Origin of the sequence: Sporosarcina sp., assembly GCF_029257255.1 — a bacterium.
Lineage (GTDB): Bacteria > Bacillota > Bacilli > Bacillales_A > Planococcaceae > Sporosarcina.
On sequence record NZ_JARICI010000090.1, the window covers coordinates 1 to 20,458 of the forward strand.

Sequence of the window (20,458 nt, forward strand, 5' to 3'; positions counted from 1 at the left end):
GGTGGAAGTGCGGCGACGCATGTAGCTGACAGATACTAATCGATCGAGGACTTAACCTTTATAAAAAGTAGTTACTTGAACTACCCAATGTCTTTTATTCAGTTTTGAGTGAACAAGCTTTACTCAAAATAGTCTAGTAACGATAGCGAAGAGGTCACACCCGTTCCCATACCGAACACGGAAGTTAAGCTCTTCAGCGCCGATGGTAGTTGGGGGCTTCCCCCTGTGAGAGTAGGACGTTGCTGGGCAAGCGAAGCCATTCCTTATGGGGAGTGGCTTTTTTGTGCGTTCAAAAAGAATTAGGCCGGCAGGCTTACGATCTTTACATATAAGTAATTCAATTAGCAGTAACTAATAAGCGAGAAGGGCAAGGAGTGGTGGAGTACAAGGAAGCGAATCGCTGTGACTCGAAGCGTATGAACTATGTGAGACTCGCAAGTGGAGCTGACGCAGTCAATCCGCCGCCCCTCCCCCTACGCAGCACCGAACAACTGGTTTGGTGCTGTTGAAATGTAAATTGGTTCGTTGTGTCGTTTGTTTGGTGCGCTTGCCGATTAAACAAGCATATTACGTGGATTCCAAATGCAGTCTACGGCCATACCTGATGCTCAGGCGCTTATACACCATGGAAAAGAGCTCATACCCAGCAATTGCGTGATCCTACTATCTTCAGCTTCGCTCATACTGGTCTCCCTGAAGCTCATAAACCTTCTCGTGGCGCTCATAGACCCAAATAACCCCGTATTCTATTAAGACGGGATACTGGGATTCATTGCAAAATTCAGGTACAGTGAATAAAACGAAATGAAATGAGACGAGGCGATTCAATTATGACGACTGTTTATGATTTCACTGTGAAAACCACTGGTGGAGAAGAGAAGTCTCTCCAGGAATATCAAGGTAAGCCGATGATTATTGTGAATACAGCCAGTAAGTGTGGCTTTACGAAGCAGTTTAAGGAACTCCAGAAAATGTATGAAGAATATAAAGATCAGGGACTCGTGATTCTGGGCTTCCCTTCAGATAACTTTAATAATCAAGAGTTTGATGATATTGATGAAACCGTTGAGTTTTGCCAAATAAACTATGGCGTGACGTTCCCGATATTTGCGAAAGTAGATGTAAAAGGCGATGAAGCAGATCCTCTATTTACATACTTAACAAACCAGAAAAAAGGTATGCTGACTGAGGGTGTCAAATGGAACTTTACGAAGTTTTTGATTGATCAGGACGGCCAGGTTGTCGATCGTTTTGCTCCTCAGACGAATCCGTTGAAAATGCAGAAGTCAGTGGAAAAACTGCTTGTTAAATAATAAGAATAGTTAGTTTACAACCAACTGCCTTGACACGTTTCATTGGCGCTGATAACCTTTTAATAATCTTTACTGACAATAGTAATTTTAGGAGGCAGAAAGTTAATGTGGGATTCTAAGTTTTCTCGAGAAGGTCTGACGTTTGATGATGTATTATTAGTACCGGCTGCATCGGATGTGCTGCCGAAGGATGTTTCTATGTCTGTTAACTTAACGGAGCATATTCAGTTGAACATTCCTATTATCAGCGCGGGAATGGATACCGTTACAGAATCCAAGATGGCAATTTCGATGGCGCGCCAAGGCGGAGTGGGTGTAATCCATAAGAATATGAGCATTGAAGAGCAGGCTGAGCAGGTAATTACGGTTAAACGCTCAGAGAATGGAGTTATCAAGAACCCGTTCTTCCTGACACCAGAACATCAAGTGTTTGACGCAGAGCATTTAATGGGGAAATATCGTATTTCCGGTGTGCCAATTGTGAATAATATGGAAGAGAAAAAACTGGTCGGTATTTTAACGAACCGTGATCTTCGATTTATTCAGGACTATTCTATCCTAATTGATGAAGTCATGACGAAAGAAAACTTAGTGACGGCTCCTGTAGGAACCACGTTAGAAGAAGCAGAAAAAATTCTGCAGCAGTATAAAATTGAAAAATTGCCGATTGTGGATGACAAGGGAATCCTGAACGGCTTAATTACGATTAAAGATATTGAAAAGGTTATCGAGTTCCCGAATGCAGCAAAAGACCAGGCAGGGCGTTTACTGGTTGGGGCAGCTGTAGGAGTCACTGTAGATACGGCTACTCGCGTGGAGAAGCTTGTACAGGCAGAAGTCGACCTAATTGTTATTGATACGGCTCACGGACATTCTAAAGGTGTTTTGAACACAGTGAAGGACATCCGTGCACAATATCCTAAGCTTGCAATTGTTGCAGGTAACGTTGCGACGGCAGAAGCGGCAGAAGCACTTTATGAAGCTGGCGCTGATGTGGTAAAAGTCGGGATTGGTCCTGGTTCCATCTGTACTACACGTGTAGTTGCGGGTGTCGGGGTGCCTCAGATCACTGCAATTTACGAGTGTGCATCTGTTGCACGAAAGCTTGGCAAGACGATCATTGCTGACGGTGGAATTAAGTATTCCGGAGATATCGTAAAAGCTTTGGCAGCCGGCGGACATGCAGTTATGCTCGGAAGTTTATTAGCTGGAACAACGGAAAGCCCGGGTGAGTCTGAAATCTTCCAGGGACGTCGTTTTAAAGTATATCGTGGTATGGGGTCTGTTGCTGCTATGGAACAAGGTTCGAAAGACCGTTACTTCCAAGAAGACCAGAAGAAATTGGTACCTGAAGGCATTGAAGGTCGTATGCCATATAAAGGGCCATTGGCAGATACAATTCATCAGCTGGTCGGTGGTATTCGTTCCGGTATGGGCTATTGTGGATCAAAAGATTTGGAAACACACCGTGAAAATGCACAGTTCATTCGCATGACAGGTGCTGGTTTACAGGAAAGTCACCCGCATCAAGTGCAAATTACGAAAGAAGCTCCAAACTACTCTGTACGCTAAGAAATAGATGGAGATCGGCAGTTAGGTATACGTGCCTTCTGCCGATTTTATGTTAGTACACCTTTCTTCGTCACTTTTCATGGGCGAAAAGGTGTTTTTTTTAGCATAAGGACACATGAGATGATGCGGATATGTTACACTGATTTTTGATATTGTCAATACGGGGGTATAGCGAGTGAAAAAGGGTACTAGAAGATGGCTGGCAGCGTTGATCGTGCCGATGATGTTGTGGATGACAGTCGGTGTGAATACGCATGTAGCAAACGCAGAATCTTCATTGGGGATTCATGTAGACGGAGCAATTTTGGTTGACGCGGACAGTGGGAAAGTTTTATATGAAGAAAATGCTGATAAGCCTCTTGGAATCGCGAGTATGACGAAGATGATGACGGAATACTTGATGTTTGAAGCGCTGGAAGAAGGTACGATTTCTTGGGATCAGGAATATCGAGTGAATGGATATACATATGCTGTGTCGCAAGATCGCCGTTTAAGTAATGTGCCTCTTCGCCGTGACGGTACGTATACCATCCGTGAGCTGTATGAAGCAGTAGCAATTTATTCGGCTAACGCTGCAACGATTGCGATTGCAGAAACAATTGCAGGCACAGAAGCGGAATTCGTAAAATTAATGAATGCCAAGGCTGAAGAGCTTGGATTAAAAGATTATAAATTTGTCAATTCAAGTGGTTTAAATAATAAAGAATTGCAGGGTATGCATCCGGCGGGTACAGGCGAGAACGATGAAAACGTGATGCCTGCACGTTCAGTGGCTAAACTTGGTTATCAATTGCTGAAGGACTATCCAGAAGTATTGGATACAACGAAAATCAGCAGAAAGTTATTCCGCGAAGGAACAGATGATGAGATCAAGATGGATAACTGGAACTTCATGCTTCCTGGTCTTGTCTACGAATATGAAGGTGTTGACGGTCTGAAAACGGGTACTACCGAGTTTGCAGGACATTGCTTTACCGGTACTGCCACACGCGGTGATAAGCGTGTGATTGCGGTGGTAATGAATGCGGTCGATACAAAGGGTGTAGGATCGTATCAGGCACGTTTTGATGCAACGCGTTCATTGTTCGATTATGGCTTCAGTCAGTTTACTGAAGCAGAACTTTTACCTGCAGGACACCAGTTCAAGAAGCAGGAATCACTGGGTGTTATTAAAGGAAAAGAAAAGAAAGTCGGCATTGCGACAAAAGAACCTGTCAGCATGATGATCCGTAACAGCGACAAGAAAGATTACGAGCCTCAGCTTGTATTAGATGAAAAATTGGTGAAAGACGGTAAAGTTCAGGCGCCAATTAAAAAAGGCACAGTAATCGGCCACGTGAAATTTGTGAAAAAAGATGGTTCGGATTATGGCTTTATCGATGGACAGACTGCAGGCACAGAAGTCGTAACGACAGAAGAAGTGAAGAAGGCAGGCTGGTTCTCTCTTACGATGGGAGCGATCGGTGATTTCTTCGCAAGTGCTTGGAAGAGTTCAACTGGTTTTGTTAAAGGTTTATTTGATTGAAAATAAGAAGCAGCGGACCTACTTAGTAGGCACCGCTGCTTTTTTGATATTCCATATTTCAAACAATGTATGAATGCCCATCTGAATTTCGTCTTCAGACAGGCCGCCGAAGCCGATGAGGAAGGATGGATCGGCATGACTCGGTGACACCCGGTAGGTATCAAGGCTGCGCACTTTGATTCCGGCTGTCAGTGCCTGGTTGAGCAAGTCCTGCTCTGATTGTTCGCTGTGTACGTGCAATAAAATGTGCATACCCGCCTCATCTCCTGTAAATGAAATATGTGGCTCATACAGCTTTAGCATATCTGTCAGCACTTGCATCTTTCGCCGGTAAATCTTTCGCATGCGGTTCAGGTGGCGAGAGAATTGTCCGTCTGCCATAAAGCGTGCGAGAATATGCTGGTCAATGCGCGGTACAGACGATGAGTACGGAATGAATGCCTGGCGGTACTTGTCGAGCAGCATCGGCGGCAACACCATATAGGCAATCCGCATCGACGGCATCAGTGATTTTGTGAATGTACTGAGATAAATAACATTTTCCCCTTTATCCATTCCCTGTAAGGAAGGAATCGGACGTCCACGGTAACGGAATTCACTGTCGTAATCATCTTCAATAATGAAAAATTCCGAATTTGTAGCTGCCCAGTTTAAAAGGGCGGTTCTGCGAGCTGCAGACAGCACTGTACCGGTCGGAAATTGATGAGATGGGGTAACGTAGGCTATGGAAGCGTCTGAGCTTTGAAGCGCCTTTACGTCCATTCCTTCATGATCCACGGAAATTGGAACTGTCTGTCGGTAGTTTTCTGAAAACACATGGCGTGTCATTAAGTAACCGGGATCTTCAATGGCATAGCGCGCTTCCTTGCCGAGTATCCGGATAATCAGCGGTAGCAGCTGCTCTGTTCCGGAACCGATAATGATTTGTTCGGGTGTACAGTCCACTCCCCGCGAGTGATATAAGTAACGCGCGATTTCCTGGCGCAGTTCCAGGTCGCCATGCGGATCACCGAGCAGCAGCAAATGTGAATGAGTAATATCCATGATATCGCGTGCGTGTTTTCTCCAAGCAGTGAAGGGGAAGCGCACGGTATCGACCGCGCCTGCTGAAAAATCATAGTGAATGGGCTCTTCTGCAGATTCAATCACGGAAAGCTCTGATCTCATTGGCTGTACGTAAGCGAGTTCTTCAATTGCCTGCACAAAATAGCCTTTACGCGGTTCTGCCGCAATGAAACCTTCCGCCGTCAGCTGGTCATAGGCCATTTCAATGGTTGTCTGGCTAACGCTCAAAAATTCTTCAAGCTGACGTTTAGAAGGCAATTTCATACCGACCGGGAATTTCCCGTCTATTATATCTTGCTTAATTTGATTGTATATTTGCTGATAGAGCGGCGTATCTGACTTCTTCTGCAGCTCAATAAAGATCATGTCCACTGTTACACTCTCCCTCTGACCACTTCAATTAGTAATGAACTGGCTATTTTCATGTGGTCAAAATTGATTATACTGAAAATATAGAAAAGGGGGAAGGGAAATGAATTTTAGATATGGCGGCGTCATTATGGACGTTATTAATGCAGAACAGGCGAAAGTAGCAGAAGCGGCAGGAGCGGTTGCTGTCATGGCATTGGAGCGGGTGCCTTCAGATATCCGAGCGGCTGGCGGTGTAGCGAGAATGGCAGATCCGCGTATTGTGGAAGAAGTGCAGCAAGCGGTCTCTATTCCGGTAATGGCAAAGGCACGTATCGGGCATATTTCGGAAGCGCGTGTGCTTGAGTCGCTCGGTGTGGATTTCATTGATGAAAGCGAAGTGCTGACACCGGCGGATGATGAATTTCATTTGCTGAAAAGTGACTTTACAGTTCCGTTTGTCTGTGGCGCGCGTAATTTAGGGGAAGCAGCACGCCGTTTAGGTGAAGGCGCGAAAATGTTGCGGACGAAAGGGGAACCGGGAACGGGAAATATCGTCGAGGCTGTCCGTCATTTACGAATGATCAATGCGCAGGTCAATAAAGTGGTGCATATGAGTAAAGATGAACTGATGACAGAGGCACGTGATTTGGGTGCGCCGTATGAAGTGCTGCTGGCAATTAAGGAAGCAGGACGTCTGCCGGTTGTGAATTATTCAGCAGGAGGCGTGGCAACTCCTGCCGATGCAGCTTTGATGATGGAACTGGGTGCAGACGGTGTTTTCGTCGGCTCTGGAATCTTTAAATCAGAAAATCCGGAAGTATTTGCGCGTGCGATTGTACAAGCGACGGAGAATTTCAAGGATTACAATCTGGTGGCAGAGCTGTCTAAAGGAATCGGCACGCCGATGAAAGGCTTGGATATTTCGAAGCTGGCGGAAAGTGAATTAATGGCGATCCGCAGTTCTTGAACAGGAAATGGGTGACAGGCCGCGCTGTCTGTCACTCATTTTTCAGATTACAGGCATGACGGTCTGCCATGTGCCTTGTCAATACACTGTAAATGTAGTATGGTATTAATAATTTCATACACATCACGATGATAGGAAGCAGTAGCAAATGTGTTTTTTCAAAGAGAGCCGGCAAATGGTGCGAACCGGTAAAAGACCGTTGTGAATCCGTCCTGGAGCAGCAGAACTGAAAAGCAGTAGGTTCTTGCCGGTCAGTTGAGCCGATATCTCAAACAAGTGGGCTTTTTTAAGTCAATTTGGGTGGCAACGCGGGTAGTTCTCGTCCCTTCTTTTATAGGGGATGGAGGGCTTTTTTTATTTGTATTCAGCAGGAGTTGCCACTGCAATGAATGGCAGGATGACTTGGATGGCCTTTCTGTTCATCGGATACTTTAGGACTGCTAGAATACAAATAAAGCCAGACGCAATCACGCAAGAGCATGATTGATTGCTTTTTATTTGAGTCCAGACGTAACAAGATTGGATAACTGATGATGTGAAACAACTATTAGGAGGCGATTCGCATGTTGGATAGTAAACTATTGCGGGCAAATTATGAAGAGGTAAAGGACAAGCTGAGCAAACGTGGGGAAGACTTAACGGATTTTGAAAAGTTCGGTGGGCTGGATGAAAGACGCCGTCAGATTTTATCCAAAGTAGAAGTGTTAAAAGCCGAGCGCAATGAAGTTTCTCAGCAAGTCGCGCAAATGAAGCGTAATAAAGAGAATGCAGATGACGTGATCGCGAAAATGCGTGAAGTCGGAGAAGAGATTAAAGAGTACGATACAGAGCTTGCGAAAGTAGAAGAAGAACTGAACCATGTCGTCATGAGTATTCCGAATATCCCACATGACAGTGTGCCAGTAGGGGACAGCGAAGACGATAACGTGGAAGTTCGCACATGGGGCGAGAAGCCGGCATTTAATTTCGAGCCGAAGCCACATTGGGAAATCGGCACAGACTTGCAACTTCTCGACTTTGAACGCGCTGCAAAAGTAACGGGCAGCCGTTTTGTATTTTACCGCGGGCTTGGTGCACGACTTGAGCGCGCGCTGATTAACTTCATGATGGATCTTCATCAGGATCAGCACGGTTATGAAGAAATGCTGCCGCCATATTTAGTGAATCGTGCGAGCTTGACGGGCACAGGGCAGCTTCCGAAGTTCGAAGAAGACGCATTCTTAGTCGAAGAAGAAGATTACTTCCTGATTCCAACGTCTGAAGTGCCGGTAACGAATTTCTACCGTGATGAAATTTTAGACGGTGCAAAATTGCCGCAGGCTTTTGCCGCATACAGTACAAATTTCCGTTCTGAAGCAGGCTCTGCAGGCCGTGATACACGCGGTTTAATCCGTCAGCATCAGTTTAATAAAGTCGAACTTGTACGCTTCGTCAAGCCGGAAGATTCTTATGATGAACTGGAAAAACTGACAGGACATGCTGAGCGTGTGCTGCAGCTGCTTGAATTGCCGTATCGTGTACTAAAGATGTGCACAGCGGATTTAGGATTCACAGCTGCCAAGAAATACGACTTGGAAGTATGGATCCCAACGCAGAATGTGTATCGTGAAATCTCTTCTTGTTCAAACTTTGAGGATTTCCAGGCACGACGCGCATCTATTCGTTTCCGACGCGAAGCAGGAGCAAAGCCGGAATACGTGCATACGTTGAACGGCAGTGGATTGGCTGTTGGCCGTACAGTAGCTGCAATTCTAGAGAACTATCAGCAGGAAGACGGTTCAGTTGTGATTCCTGGAGTATTACGTCCGTATATGGGCGGAAAAGAAAAAATCGAAGCACCAAAATAATAAAAAAGGGAGCCTGCCGCAAGTGAAATTTACTCTTGCTGGCGGGCTTCCTTTTTCGCTTCTTTTCGCTTTTGACGGAGAGCTCGGAAGAAGTCTGTCAATATCTGGCCACATTCTTCTGCCAGGACACCTTCTGTCACTTCGCATTCATGATTAAAACGTGAATCATTCAACAGCTGATAAAAGGTATGGACACAGCCGCCTTTTGGATCACGTGCTCCATACACAACACGCGGAATCCTCGATTGTAGTATCGCACCTGCGCACATCGGGCAGGGTTCCAGTGTGACGTATAAAACGGTATCTTCCAACCGCCAACTGCCAATTGTTTCACACGCTTGCTGAATGGCAGTAAGTTCTGCATGTGTTACTGCGTTTTGTGATGTTTCACGCAGGTTATGTGCTCGCGCAATTACTTCACCTTCATGTACAATGACGGCACCAATCGGCACTTCAGCCAGCGCTGCTGCTTTCTGCGCTTCTTCCATTGCTAAGCGCATATAGTACTGATCATCTTTCATCTGTCTATTCACTCCTTGGCAATAGTTTAGCATTCCGAGATTGAACTTGTCATTGTTCCACGTGAAACAATAAAAGATTCGTCATCGAATGAATGACAATGCGCCATAAATATACATCATGAATGTCTGTAGAATATGCTAAAATAGGACATGCAACTATTTCGGAAGGGTGATTACTACGTGTTTGTACCATTCATTGCTGTAGAAGGTCCCATCGGTGCAGGAAAGACGACACTGACTGCTGCGATCGCGGAGACTTTCGGCTATCAACAGCTGCAGGAAATCAGCAGTGAAAATCCTTTTCTGGATCAATTTTATCAGGACAGAGAAAAGTGGAGTTTCCAAACGGAAATGTTTTTTCTCTGCAATCGATATGAACAATTAAAACAAATTAATAACGACTATATATCTGCTGGTATTCCAGTCGTGTCGGATTATCATGTTTTCAAAAATATCTTGTTTGCTCAGCGAACTCTCGAAGCGCAGGACTTTATCAAATATAAAGAGATTTACCGCATTTTGACAGCAGATCTGCCGATGCCGAATATTGTCATTTCATTGTCCGCATCACTGTCTGTTCTGCAGGAACGCATTGATCGGCGCGGCCGTCCGTATGAAGAGAATATGGATCTGGATTATCTGCGGCAACTGTCAGATGACTATCGTTCGTACATACCGGAATTTGAGCAGGCCCATCCTGACATTCCTGTGCTGCATATAGATGGAAATAAAATGGATTTTGTGCGAAATAAAGAAGATATGAAGACGATACTTGCCGGCATTCAAGCGGCCGTACAGGAAGGTATGAAACTGAATGAAATCACATGATATCCCTATGGACAGTGTATTTGCAGTAGCCGGCATGGTTGGGGCAGGGAAGTCCACGATGACTCAGGCCCTTGCTTCGCGCCTCGGCTTCCAAGCATCTTTTGAAAATGTAGCAGAAAATCCGTACCTGGAGCGTTTTTACAGCGATTTTGAACGCTGGAGCTTTCATTTGCAAATATTCTTCTTAGCGGAACGCTTTAAGGAGCAGAAACGGATCTATGAAGATGGCGGTGGCTTTGTGCAAGACCGTTCCATTTATGAAGATGTGGGAATCTTCGCGAAAATGCATGCAGATGAAGGAACGATGGATCCTGTAGATTATGCAACGTATCTGGAGCTGTATGACGCAATGGTCATGACACCTTACTTCCCGCACCCCAATGCACTGATTTATTTAGAAGGTTCATTGGAATCAATCTTGCAGCGTATCGAGCAGCGAGGCAGGGATATGGAGCTGCAGACTTCCCGCAGCTATTGGGAAGAGATGTATCATCGCTATGAAGAATGGATTGCTTCATTCACCGCTTGTCCGGTGATCCGTCTCAATATCGAGGACTATGACTTACATGGGAATGAGCAGGATATTGACCGGATTATTGAAAAAATAGCAGCTGTCATGAAAAGAGACGGCATCCGGTAACTGATGCCGTCTCCACTCAATTAATGTGCAGGAACTTCTGAGAAGAATTCTTTATATAATTCACTTAGGACAAGGTTTTCATCTGATTCCTGAATACCGAACACCAAACTGACTTCTGATGAACCTTGATTGATCATTTCGATATTGGCTCCTGTTCTTGCGATAGCGGATGCAGCGCGTGCTGCTAAGCCTGTCGCGTGACGCATTCCTTCACCAACAAGCACGACCATCGAATACCCTTCTTGGAAGTGTACATCATCTGGATGTAATTCTTGCTCGATGCGTGTCATGATGCGGGCTTCTTTTTCTTCACACAGATGCTCACTTTTGATGATCACAGATAAGTTGTCAATTCCCGAAGGCGTATGTTCATACGGGATTTCTTCTTCTTCCAGAATCTGAAGTAAGTGACGTCCGAAACCGATCTCGAGGTTCATTAAATACTTATCGACGAATAAAGTGGAGAACCCTTTATCTGCTGCGATTCCGATAACCGGTTGGATGGTATTATCACGATTTCTTACGATCATTGTCCCGGGAGCACTTGGGTTATTCGTATTCTTGATGCAGACAGGAATCGAGTGACGAAATGCTGGAACCAATGCTTCTTCATGGAAGACAGAGAAGCCTGCATATGCAAGTTCTCGCATTTCACGGTACGTAACGGTTTCGATTGCACGCGGGCTTTCAATAACTGTCGGATTAGCCGCAAAAACGCAATCCACATCAGTGAAATTTTCATAAAGTTCTGCATTTGTTGCCGCAGCTAAAAGTGCACCTGTAATATCGGAGCCTCCGCGGTTGAATGTACGTAATGTTCCGTCTTCTGTATAGCCAAAAAATCCAGGGAATACAATGATTTCATTACGTTCTCGAAGCTTGGAAAGTTTCTCATCACCCTCGGGAAGCGCGCGAACACGTTCGGGTCGGTGATTGACGAGCAATCCACCTTCACGAGGGTTGACATACTCTGCTTCCATTCCAATATGCCGGAAATATGCAGCAATCAACTTAGCATTATTGTCTTCACCCGCGGCTTTTAGACTGTCGATGTAGAGAATTTCATCAGACTGATCTTTCTTCAGCCTTCTGATTACGTCCTGCTCGATGACTTGGGAAATATCATTGTCCAATCCGAGTCCTTCTGCAATTTCATGATAGCGGCCGACTACTTTCTGCAGCGCTTCAGTTGTATCTTTTCCTGCGAGTGACTTGTCGGCAAGCTCAATGAGTAGGTCGGTTACTTTAATATCGTCTGAAAAACGTTTTCCTGGCGCTGAGACAACAACGATCTTCCTTGTCGGGTCCGACGTGACAATGTCGACTACTTTACGGATTTGCTCTGCGGATGCGACGGACGTACCGCCAAATTTACAAACTTTCATTAAATACCAGATCCTATCTATTTTGAGATTATGTTTCTATTATTTTTTAGAAGATTCATGTAAACGGGTTGTTATTAAAGGCAGAATTCTCTATAATTGTCCTTATACGAAGAACGATTGTTTTTTCATAGTGTACATATAGTTAGGAGAATCGTCAAATGAAAAATGAAATTAATATTGGTCTGCTGGGCTACGGAGTCGTAGGAAGCGGCGTGGCGACCATCTTGCATAACCACCAGGAAGACTTGCGCCATAAGCTTGGAGTTCCTGTATCGATTAAAAAAGTAGTCGTGAAAAATCTGGACAAAAAACGCAATGGTGTTATACCGAAAGAAATGTTCACCACTTCACTTGATGAAGTGCTTGATGATCCTGAAATTGACTTGGTCATTGAAGTGACAGGCGGTTCGTCTGAAGCGATCAGACGTTCACTTGAAGCAGGCAAGGGTGTTGTCACAGCGAACAAGGATGTAATGGCTGAATCAGGACCGGCATTATTGAAATTAGCGGATGAAAATAAATGCGATTTATTATATGAAGCGAGTGTTGGCGGTGGTATTCCATTGATCCGTACTTTAGAAGACGGATTGGCATCTGACCGGATCACTGCGCTGACCGGAATCGTCAACGGAACGACTAACTTTATTCTAACAAAGATGAAGGATGAAAATAAGACATATGAGGATGCATTGGCAGAAGCAACAGAATTAGGTTTTGCGGAAGCAGATCCTTCGGCTGACGTGGATGGTTTGGATGCAGCACGTAAGATGGTCATTCTGGCGTCTTTGTCATTCTCTACAGAAGTGCATATTGATGACGTATTTATTCGTGGCTTGAAAGAAATTAAAGATGGAGATCTGCAGCTTGCCGAGCAGTTCGGCTATACGATTAAAATGACTGGATCTGCGAAGAAGGACGAAGACGGAATTGAAGTGGCGGTAGAACCGGTATTTGTTCCGAATACTCATCCTCTTGCGACCGTCAATAATGAATTCAACGCAGTGTATGTATATAGTGATGCAGTAGGCGAGACAATGTTTTACGGACCGGGTGCAGGCTCGTTGCCGACAGCTACATCTATCACAGGTGACGTAGTGGCAGCTTGCCGGAATTTATTGCTTGGTGTCAATGGCAAGAGATTGCATGCACCGCAATTCGAACGCCAAGTAAAAACAGATGATCAGAAGTTTGCGCGCTATTTCCACCGCATCACAGTTCGTGATGAAGTTGGGGTATTAACGGAACTGACATCGATCTACAGCCATCATAAAGCAAGCCTGGCGACAGTCGTTCAGGACTCTGAACTACATGAAGAAGGCGCAGATTTGATTTTCATTACCCATAAAATCTCACGTCAGCAACATTTAGATATTTTAGAAGACTTAAAAGATACACCAGCGGTCATTGACATTTCGAGTCATTACCGGGTGGAAGGAGAATAAATTATTATGAGAAGATGGAACGGATTGATCGAAGAATATAAAGAGTGGCTGCCGGTCACAGAAAATACGCCTGCTTTAACTCTACAGGAAGGGAATACCCCTTTAATTTATCTGGAGAACCTTTCAAAGCAGTGGGGAATCAACCTTTATGTGAAGACTGAAGGAACGAATCCAACTGGTTCATTCAAAGACCGTGGAATGGTTATAGCGGTTGCAAAGGCAAAAGAAGAAGGGAAAACAGCGTTAATCTGTGCTTCAACAGGTAACACGTCTGCAGCAGCAGCGGCTTACGGTGCACGCGCAGGAATGCGTACAATTGTTGTGATCCCGGAAGGCCGCATTGCGCTTGGTAAATTGGCGCAGGCAAAAATGTACGGAGCTGAAATCGTAGCGATCGAAGGAAACTTTGACGAAGCACTGCGCATGGTCCGTGAACTTGGCGAAGGAAAAATTGCATTGGTAAACTCTGTGAACCCTTACCGATTAGAGGGACAGAAGACGGTGGCATTCGAAGCAATTGAGCAGCTTGGAAAAGTTCCGGATATTTTTGCATTGCCTGTTGGAAATGCAGGAAATATCTCGGCCGCATGGAAAGGCTTCAAAGAATATGCAGAGAAAAAAGGCACAGGCACACCTAAATTACTGGGTGTTCAGGCAGACGGCGCAGCGCCAATTGTTTATGACCGTGTATTTGAAGAGCCAGAAACAGTAGCAACTGCAATCCGTATCGGTAACCCGGCAAGCTGGCATTTAGCTACTCAGGCATTAGAAGAATCCGGCGGTGATATCCTGTCTGCTACCGATGAAGAAATCCTGGAAGCGTATCAACTACTTGCGGCAACAGACGGAATCTTCGCGGAGCCTGCTTCTTGTGCAACTATTGCAGGCATCAAAAAGCGTCTGGATGCAGGATTGATTGAAAAAGGTACAACAATTGTCGGGATTTTGACTGGTAACGGTTTAAAAGATCCTGAGACAGCGATCAACGTGAACTCTCATAAGCCATTAATGACGAATGAGCAGTTCGATAGCTTCCTGAAAGAATTGAAAGAGGGGAATGACTAATGGCGGAAGCCGGTTTTTCAGTGACCGTGCCAGCCACAACGGCGAATCTCGGACCCGGCTTCGATCATTTAGGTCTTGCCCTTTCACTTAAAATGAAAATAGAAGCAACACCCGCTCTTGCTTGGTTTATTCAGTATCACGATAAAGAATATGCCTCCCTGCCGACAGATGAAACGAATCTAATTGTGCAGACGATCCAGCAAACTGCAGCGCGTTATGATCAGGCTGTCGCGCCGCAAAAACTCGTTGTTTACTCAGATATTCCGTTAGGCAAAGGTCTCGGCAGCAGTGCAACAGCGATTGCTGCTGGCATTGAGATTGCCAACGAACTGGCCGATCTTCAGTTGTCCAAGCTCGATAAACTCTGTATCGGCAGTGAGATGGAAGGGCACGCAGACAACGTCACGGCAGCATTGCTGGGAGGAATGACGGTTTCTTATTTCACAGAAGAAGAGATGGAAGTGCTAACTTTTCCAGCACCTCCGATCGGCGTCGTCATTATGGTTCCGCCGGTTGCTCTGAAAACAGAAACTTCCCGTGGGCTGCTTCCTGAGTATCTGACGCATAAAGAAGCGATTCGTGGAAGTGCAGCAGGGAGTCTGATGACGGCTGCCATTGCGAATTCGGACTGGGTAACAGCAGGGAGAATGATGGAGCGCGATATTTATCATGAACCATACCGGAAAATCGGTTTTCCGAACTTCGATGAAATTCGATCAGCGTGTCGTGAAGTCGGTGCGTACGGCATGACAATCAGCGGAGCAGGACCATCGCTGTTCATCGCGGTACCTCCTGAAACGGAGCAGCAAGTTGCGGCTTTACTCGACCAGCGTTTTCCGCACTATCAGGCAATTGCCATGCAGCCGGCAGAAAACGGCGCATGCGTTACAAAATAAAAACAGCATCCGGGCTTATGCTCGGATGCTGTTTTTGTTTATAGGCAATAAAAAAACGTTACATCGAGTAACGTACAGTGTCTAAAAATATGGCGGAGGAAGAGGGATTCGAACCCCCGCGGGCTTTAACACCCCTGTCGGTTTTCAAGACCGATCCCTTCAGCCGGGCTTGGGTATTCCTCCGTATTGGACAAGTAATAATTTATCACGTATTTAAAAATAAGTCAACCATTATCTTAAAGTTTTTCTTTTCTCCGATAAAACAAGCGCCACATATAGAAACTTAGTAGTCCAATTGCCTGAACAGCAGCCGCATACATGAAGTTCAAGTCAGAGTTGGAAAGTAAAATCATAAGAAGTCCGATCGTAACAGCAGGCAATACAACGGCTGCGTACATTTTCACTTCTGGATTCCGGAAACTTAATTCAAATTCTTTCATTTTGAGGACCACCTTTCTGTTTATTCTAACAGCTCGAGAAAGCATGTTCAATTATTCTCTTATTTAATTTGATTTTTAAGCGAGAAGATGTATAATAAGAAATGCCGTGCTAGGTGGGGAATTAGCGGTGCCCTGTAACTTGCAATCCGCTCTAGCAAGACTGAATTCCTTTTCTGAGGCTGTCCGCATGTAGGGCCTGCCTCTTGCACGTGGTGTTGACGTCTGGGTCCTGCGCAATGGGAACCCATGAACCATGTCAGGTCCGGAAGGAAGCAGCATTAAGTGGATCATCTCATGTGCCGCGGGGCAGCCTAGGCTGAGCCAACGACAAGAGTAACGCTTATGTGCGGCAGTCGAAGTAAGGTGCACGGCTTTAATTGAACAATTCACTCGTCCGTTTTCAGAATGGGCGAGTTTTTTATGTCTTCTAAATAGTGTATACTTCGAATGAGAACGTATTCAATCACAAAGGGAGCGATATACTATGGCGGAGAAACAAATGAACGTTGAGAGTTTTAATTTGGATCATACGAAAGTCAAAGCACCTTATATTCGATTGGCGGGAACTTCAGAAGGACAGAACGGAGATAAGATCTATAAATACGATATACGTTTTTGCCAACCGAATAAAGAGCATATGGATATGCCTTCTCTTCATTCGCTTGAGCATATGATGGCGGAATTCAGCCGAAATCATTCAGATAAAATTGTTGATATCAGTCCGATGGGGTGCCAGACGGGCTATTACCTGGCAGTTATCAATCACGAAGACTACGAGGATATCCTTTCTATAGTAGAGAAAACGCTAAATGACGTGTTAGTGGCGACAGAAGTCCCTGCTTGCAATGAAGTGCAGTGCGGCTGGGCGGCGAGCCATAGTCTCGAAGGTGCAAAAGAACTGGCGCGCAATATGCTGGCGAAAAAAGACGAGTGGACAGAAGTTTTTGCGTAAAAACAACAAGGGTATATGAAGATGAGCAAATGATTTTTATGTTATAATAGAAGTATTATGCAATTGGAGAAAAGGGGGAAACGCAGTTGATTTATCAAGCGTTATATCGAGCTTACCGGCCGCAGACTTTTGGTGAAATGTCCGGTCAGCAGGCAATCAAGCAAACACTGCAGAATACCCTTCTCCGTCAGAAAACAACTCACGCGTATTTGTTTTCAGGCCCGCGCGGAACAGGAAAGACGAGTGCGGCAAAGATTTTCGCAAAAGCGCTGAACTGTGAAAATGGACCGGCAGCGGAACCCTGCAATGAATGTGAGACGTGTAAAAGTATCACGGAAGGCTCAAATACCGATGTAACGGAATTTGACGCAGCCTCCAATTCACGAGTGGAAGAAATTCGAGACATTATTGAACGTGTTCATGTCGCACCTTCCAATGCACGATTCAAAGTGTATATTATTGATGAAGTGCACATGCTGTCAAACTCGGCGTTTAATGCGCTCCTGAAGACACTGGAAGAACCACCTGCTCATGTCGTCTTCATTCTGGCGACAACAGAACCCCATAAACTGCCGCTGACAATTATATCGAGATGTCAGCGCTTTGACTTCAAACCGATTACAGCAGTAGAAATAATGAACCGGATGCAGCAAGTGTTGGGTGATATTGATGTGAAGGCAGAAGAAGGTGCTTTGCGTGCGATTGCTCAGGCGGCGACAGGTGGTATGCGGGATGCACTGAGTATGCTAGATCAGGCGATTTCGTTCAGTGGAGAAGAACTGACGACAGAAGATGCTTTACTTGTAACCGGCGCGATCGGTGAAGAGATCTTTTATCAGCTCGCGCAGGCAATTCAGGCGAAAGATGCAGGATCGGCGCTTTCACTACTGCATCAATTGATTGCAGAAGGAAAAGATGTCGGAAGACTGGCGGAAGATATGATCACGTTTTTCCGCGATATTCTGCTGCTTGGGACAGCACCTGAGCTGACAGACTTGCTTGAACTCATTTCAGACGGTGAAAAGTTTAAAGAGCTGGCGCAGGCGTTTCATTCGGAAGAGTTGTATCGGTACATTGACATCCTGTCGAAGACTCAGCAGGAAATGCGGTTCTCGAATCATGGCAAAGTATATGTAGAATCTGCTTTGTTGAAGATGATTCATTCAGGTGGTCAGCAGAAGGCGGTTGTATCGGGCCAGCCGGTAGATCCTGAAATGTCTCAAAAGCTTGCGGTATTAGAACAGACTGTACGGCAGCTGCAGCAACAATTGGCTGCGGGGTCTGTTCAGCAAGCGGGTGCAGAACCGAAGGCACCGACAAGGCGTGCATCTTCGGGTGCTGCAAGATCCGCGAAAGTACCGACAGGAAAAATTGTTGAGGTTCTGAAAGCCGCGACCAAGCCGGATATCCAGATGATTCGTGAACAGTGGGCGGGGATGATGCAGAGTCTGCAGAGATCACATGCAGCGCTATTGGATGATGCAGAACCAGTGGCGGCATCTGAGTCGGCATTTGTGTTAAAATTCAAATATGAAATTCATTGTCTGATGGCATCTGAACACGCAACTCTTCAGGCCGACTTGTCTACAGCCTTGCTGCAGATGACAGGGAAAGGCTACGAAGTGATTTATGTTGCGGAGGAAAGCTGGCTGAAGGTGCGTCAGGATTTCATTCAGAAGAACGGTCTGGCCGGTCAGCAAAATCAAGACTCGTCTGCTTCGAGTGGTGCAGATCAGCAGCCGGCTTCAGCCTTTATGGAGGAAGTAACGCTTGAAGAAGCTGACCCGTTTGTAGCGGAAGCTGAAAGACTGTTTGGCAAAGATTTTATTACAATAGAAGATGATTGAACTACTAAGGAGGAATTAACATGCGCGGAATGGGAAATATGCAAGGTATGATGAAGCAAATGCAGAAGATGCAAAAGAAGATGGCAGAGGCTCAGGAAAACTTGGGTGAAGAGCGAATGGAAGGAACTGCTGGCGGCGGTATGGTGAAAGTCATCGTATCCGGTCACAAGGAAGTTCTGGAAGTCATCATCGATCCTGAAGCGGTTGATCCGGAAGATGTAGAAATCCTGCAAGACCTAATTGTTATCGCTACTAATGAGGCGATTGCAAAAGCAGAAGAAATCACGAACTCCACAATGGGCCAATTTACTAAAGGAATGAACTTGCCTGGGATGTTCTAGGAGGCGGTATAGCAATGCATTATCCTGAACCTATATCTAAATTAATGGATAGCTTTATGAAACTGCCAGGTATCGGCCCGAAAACTGCGGGCCGGCTGGCGTTTTTTGTATTAAGTATGAAAGAAGATACCGTACTCGACTTTGCAAAGGCACTTGTTGATGCTAAGCGCAATCTGCAATTTTGCTCGGTGTGCGGCCATATTACAGACATTGATCCATGCTACATCTGTCAGGATCAATCGCGTGACCGTACAACAATCTGTGTAGTGCAGGACCCGAAAGACGTCATCGCCATGGAGAAGATGCGTGATTACCGAGGGTTATACCATGTGCTGCAAGGGGCAATCTCTCCGATGGACGGCATCGGGCCAGAAGACATTAACGTACCAAGCTTATTAACCAGACTCCAGGATGAAGAAGTACAGGAATTGATCCTTGCAACAAACCCTACTATAGAAGGGGAAGCTACTGCGATGTATATCTCGCGTCTCGTCAAGCCATCTGGAATCACGACTACGCGTATCGCACATGGTCTGCCGGTCGGCGGCGATTTAGAGTATGCGGACGAGGTCACGCTTTCAAGAGCATTGGAAGGCCGTCGCGAACTGTAAGGAGTGTGGAGAAGTTGTTTAGTAAAAAGAACAAATTAAAAAAAGAATTTGATGAGCGTCTCCATGCTCTAATGATAGAAGCAAAAGAAGACTGGGAACGTGCAAGAGAAGTAGAGAGTTACGTAAGAGATTATGATGAAAGTGTTCTGGCACAGCGGAAGATTGCTGAATGCAAATACTTTTATCTGTTTAGAGAGGCCAAGATTCGCAATTTAGGTAACAAGTGAACTAAAACACAGCAGAAGCGCATATAGTTAACTATCTATGATAGAAAGGGCGTTTTCTGTGAAGTTTTTAGTCGTTGCACTGATCGGTGCCGTTTTATTAATTCTGCTGCGAATGAATAAAAACACGTTGGAAAAAGGTATGGAACGTCTATCGGTTTTCTGGTTCCGCCTGGCTTTCGCTTTCTTTGTTCTCTTCTTAATGAATATAGCCGGCGGTTTTATTGGGATCTATGTGCCGGTCAATATTGCATCGGGTGTGATACTGGCAGTGTTAGGTATCCCCGGATTCGCAGCGCTATGCGGTTTCGCTATTCTTTTTTAAAAAGAATAGCGAAAATGCTTGCGTTATTAAATGGTCGGTGGTATATTTATAAGCGTCGCATTTGCAAGACGGCTACTCAGCTGAAATAAACACTTAAAAAGAAATTATAAAAAAGTGTTGACAATGAAATGGCGATTTGGTATTATTAGAAAGTTGTCTCTTACAAAAGAGCAACCACATGAACCTTGAAAACTGAACAGCAAAACGTTAACGAAAATAGTTTGTGCACTTCGGTGACATAAACAAAAATGAGTATCTTAAATGATGCCAGCAAGAAACTCGAGCTACTCGAATTTCTCTA

At 45.2% G+C, this 20,458-nt stretch carries 20 protein-coding genes, 1 tRNA gene, 1 rRNA gene, 1 other RNA gene and 1 other annotated feature; of the genes, 18 read left to right on the forward strand and 5 right to left on the reverse strand.

Annotated elements, in window-relative coordinates:
* Positions 1-132: 132 nt before the first annotated feature.
* From rrf to Q1J64_RS16540, 4 genes are all read left to right on the forward strand, one after another.
* Positions 133-248: ribosomal RNA gene (rrf, locus tag Q1J64_RS16525) — 5S ribosomal RNA — on the forward strand.
* A gap of 582 nt (positions 249-830) precedes the next feature.
* Positions 831-1,313 (forward strand): glutathione peroxidase, encoded by a 483-nt coding sequence (locus Q1J64_RS16530; RefSeq protein ID WP_301110223.1) that lies wholly within the window; start codon positions 831-833, stop codon positions 1,311-1,313.
* A 105-nt stretch (positions 1,314-1,418) separates the two neighbouring features.
* Positions 1,419-2,885, forward strand: coding sequence for an IMP dehydrogenase (guaB, locus tag Q1J64_RS16535; RefSeq protein ID WP_301110224.1), 1,467 nt, complete (start codon positions 1,419-1,421; stop codon positions 2,883-2,885).
* Positions 2,886-3,060: 175 nt separating this feature from the next.
* On the forward strand, positions 3,061-4,410 hold the full coding sequence (locus tag Q1J64_RS16540) for a serine hydrolase (RefSeq protein WP_483315969.1): 1,350 nt from the start codon (positions 3,061-3,063) through the stop codon (positions 4,408-4,410).
* Positions 4,411-4,428: 18 nt separating this feature from the next.
* Here the strand turns inward: Q1J64_RS16540 and pdxR are convergent, their stop codons facing one another.
* Positions 4,429-5,847, reverse strand: a complete 1,419-nt coding sequence (gene pdxR / locus Q1J64_RS16545; RefSeq protein ID WP_301110225.1) for a MocR-like pyridoxine biosynthesis transcription factor PdxR — start codon at positions 5,845-5,847, stop codon at positions 4,429-4,431.
* A 100-nt stretch (positions 5,848-5,947) separates the two neighbouring features.
* On the opposite strand from pdxR, the gene pdxS reads away from it, so the two are divergent.
* The gene (pdxS, locus tag Q1J64_RS16550; protein ID WP_301110226.1) at positions 5,948-6,793 is read left to right on the forward strand and encodes a pyridoxal 5'-phosphate synthase lyase subunit PdxS; all 846 of its coding nucleotides are present in this window, start codon (positions 5,948-5,950) and stop codon (positions 6,791-6,793) included.
* A gap of 119 nt (positions 6,794-6,912) precedes the next feature.
* Positions 6,913-7,123 (forward strand) — a binding site (T-box leader).
* Between the two features lie 233 nt (positions 7,124-7,356).
* Positions 7,357-8,640 (forward strand): serine--tRNA ligase, encoded by a 1,284-nt coding sequence (serS, locus tag Q1J64_RS16555; RefSeq protein ID WP_301110227.1) that lies wholly within the window; start codon positions 7,357-7,359, stop codon positions 8,638-8,640.
* A gap of 29 nt (positions 8,641-8,669) precedes the next feature.
* On the opposite strand, the gene tadA is transcribed toward serS, so the two are convergent.
* Positions 8,670-9,161 carry a tRNA adenosine(34) deaminase TadA gene (gene tadA / locus Q1J64_RS16560; RefSeq protein ID WP_301110228.1) on the reverse strand — a complete coding sequence of 164 codons (492 nt, stop codon included), beginning with the start codon at positions 9,159-9,161 and terminating at the stop codon, positions 8,670-8,672.
* 150 nt (positions 9,162-9,311) lie between these two features.
* Between tadA and Q1J64_RS16565 the strand changes: the two genes are divergently transcribed.
* Both Q1J64_RS16565 and Q1J64_RS16570 read left to right on the forward strand, forming a co-directional pair.
* Positions 9,312-9,989: a deoxynucleoside kinase gene (locus tag Q1J64_RS16565; protein WP_301110229.1), complete on the forward strand. Its 678-nt coding sequence runs from the start codon at positions 9,312-9,314 to the stop codon at positions 9,987-9,989.
* Complete coding sequence (locus Q1J64_RS16570; protein WP_301110230.1) at positions 9,976-10,629, forward strand: deoxynucleoside kinase; 654 nt, start codon at positions 9,976-9,978, stop codon at positions 10,627-10,629. Before Q1J64_RS16565 ends, Q1J64_RS16570 begins: the two co-directional genes overlap by 14 nt.
* 20 nt (positions 10,630-10,649) lie before the next feature.
* On the opposite strand, the gene Q1J64_RS16575 is transcribed toward Q1J64_RS16570, so the two are convergent.
* Entirely contained in the window at positions 10,650-12,014 is a 1,365-nt protein-coding gene (locus Q1J64_RS16575; RefSeq protein WP_301110231.1) for an aspartate kinase, read from the reverse strand.
* 158 nt (positions 12,015-12,172) lie between these two features.
* On the opposite strand from Q1J64_RS16575, the gene Q1J64_RS16580 reads away from it, so the two are divergent.
* The 3 genes from Q1J64_RS16580 to thrB are packed head-to-tail and all read left to right on the forward strand — an operon-like array spanning position 12,173 to position 15,417.
* Positions 12,173-13,456, forward strand: a complete 1,284-nt coding sequence (locus Q1J64_RS16580; RefSeq protein WP_301110232.1) for a homoserine dehydrogenase — start codon at positions 12,173-12,175, stop codon at positions 13,454-13,456.
* Between the two features lie 6 nt (positions 13,457-13,462).
* Positions 13,463-14,521, forward strand: coding sequence for a threonine synthase (gene thrC / locus Q1J64_RS16585; RefSeq protein ID WP_301110233.1), 1,059 nt, complete (start codon positions 13,463-13,465; stop codon positions 14,519-14,521).
* Positions 14,521-15,417, forward strand: coding sequence for a homoserine kinase (gene thrB, locus Q1J64_RS16590; RefSeq protein ID WP_301110234.1), 897 nt, complete (start codon positions 14,521-14,523; stop codon positions 15,415-15,417). Before thrC ends, thrB begins: the two co-directional genes overlap by 1 nt.
* Before the next feature lie 90 nt (positions 15,418-15,507).
* Here thrB and Q1J64_RS16595 read toward each other — a convergent pair.
* Positions 15,508-15,600 (reverse strand) — tRNA-Ser (locus Q1J64_RS16595).
* A 53-nt stretch (positions 15,601-15,653) separates the two neighbouring features.
* Positions 15,654-15,857, reverse strand: a complete 204-nt coding sequence (locus Q1J64_RS16600) for a hypothetical protein (protein ID WP_301110236.1) — start codon at positions 15,855-15,857, stop codon at positions 15,654-15,656.
* Between the two features lie 104 nt (positions 15,858-15,961).
* Between Q1J64_RS16600 and ffs the strand changes: the two genes are divergently transcribed.
* The 7 genes from ffs (at position 15,962) to Q1J64_RS16635 (ending at position 20,157) form a co-directional block, all read left to right on the forward strand.
* Positions 15,962-16,228, forward strand: an RNA gene (gene ffs / locus Q1J64_RS16605) — signal recognition particle sRNA large type.
* A gap of 113 nt (positions 16,229-16,341) precedes the next feature.
* Positions 16,342-16,809 carry an S-ribosylhomocysteine lyase gene (locus Q1J64_RS16610; protein ID WP_301110237.1) on the forward strand — a complete coding sequence of 156 codons (468 nt, stop codon included), beginning with the start codon at positions 16,342-16,344 and terminating at the stop codon, positions 16,807-16,809.
* A gap of 86 nt (positions 16,810-16,895) precedes the next feature.
* Positions 16,896-18,656 carry a DNA polymerase III subunit gamma/tau gene (gene dnaX / locus Q1J64_RS16615; RefSeq protein ID WP_301110238.1) on the forward strand — a complete coding sequence of 587 codons (1,761 nt, stop codon included), beginning with the start codon at positions 16,896-16,898 and terminating at the stop codon, positions 18,654-18,656.
* A gap of 20 nt (positions 18,657-18,676) precedes the next feature.
* Positions 18,677-18,997, forward strand: a complete 321-nt coding sequence (locus Q1J64_RS16620) for a YbaB/EbfC family nucleoid-associated protein (RefSeq protein WP_153723608.1) — start codon at positions 18,677-18,679, stop codon at positions 18,995-18,997.
* Between the two features lie 14 nt (positions 18,998-19,011).
* Complete coding sequence (gene recR, locus Q1J64_RS16625; protein WP_153723607.1) at positions 19,012-19,608, forward strand: recombination mediator RecR; 597 nt, start codon at positions 19,012-19,014, stop codon at positions 19,606-19,608.
* Between the two features lie 14 nt (positions 19,609-19,622).
* On the forward strand, positions 19,623-19,835 hold the full coding sequence (locus Q1J64_RS16630; RefSeq protein WP_483315970.1) for a YaaL family protein: 213 nt from the start codon (positions 19,623-19,625) through the stop codon (positions 19,833-19,835).
* A gap of 58 nt (positions 19,836-19,893) precedes the next feature.
* The gene (locus Q1J64_RS16635; RefSeq protein ID WP_301110242.1) at positions 19,894-20,157 is read left to right on the forward strand and encodes a pro-sigmaK processing inhibitor BofA family protein; all 264 of its coding nucleotides are present in this window, start codon (positions 19,894-19,896) and stop codon (positions 20,155-20,157) included.
* The last annotated feature ends 301 nt before the right edge of the window (positions 20,158-20,458 follow it).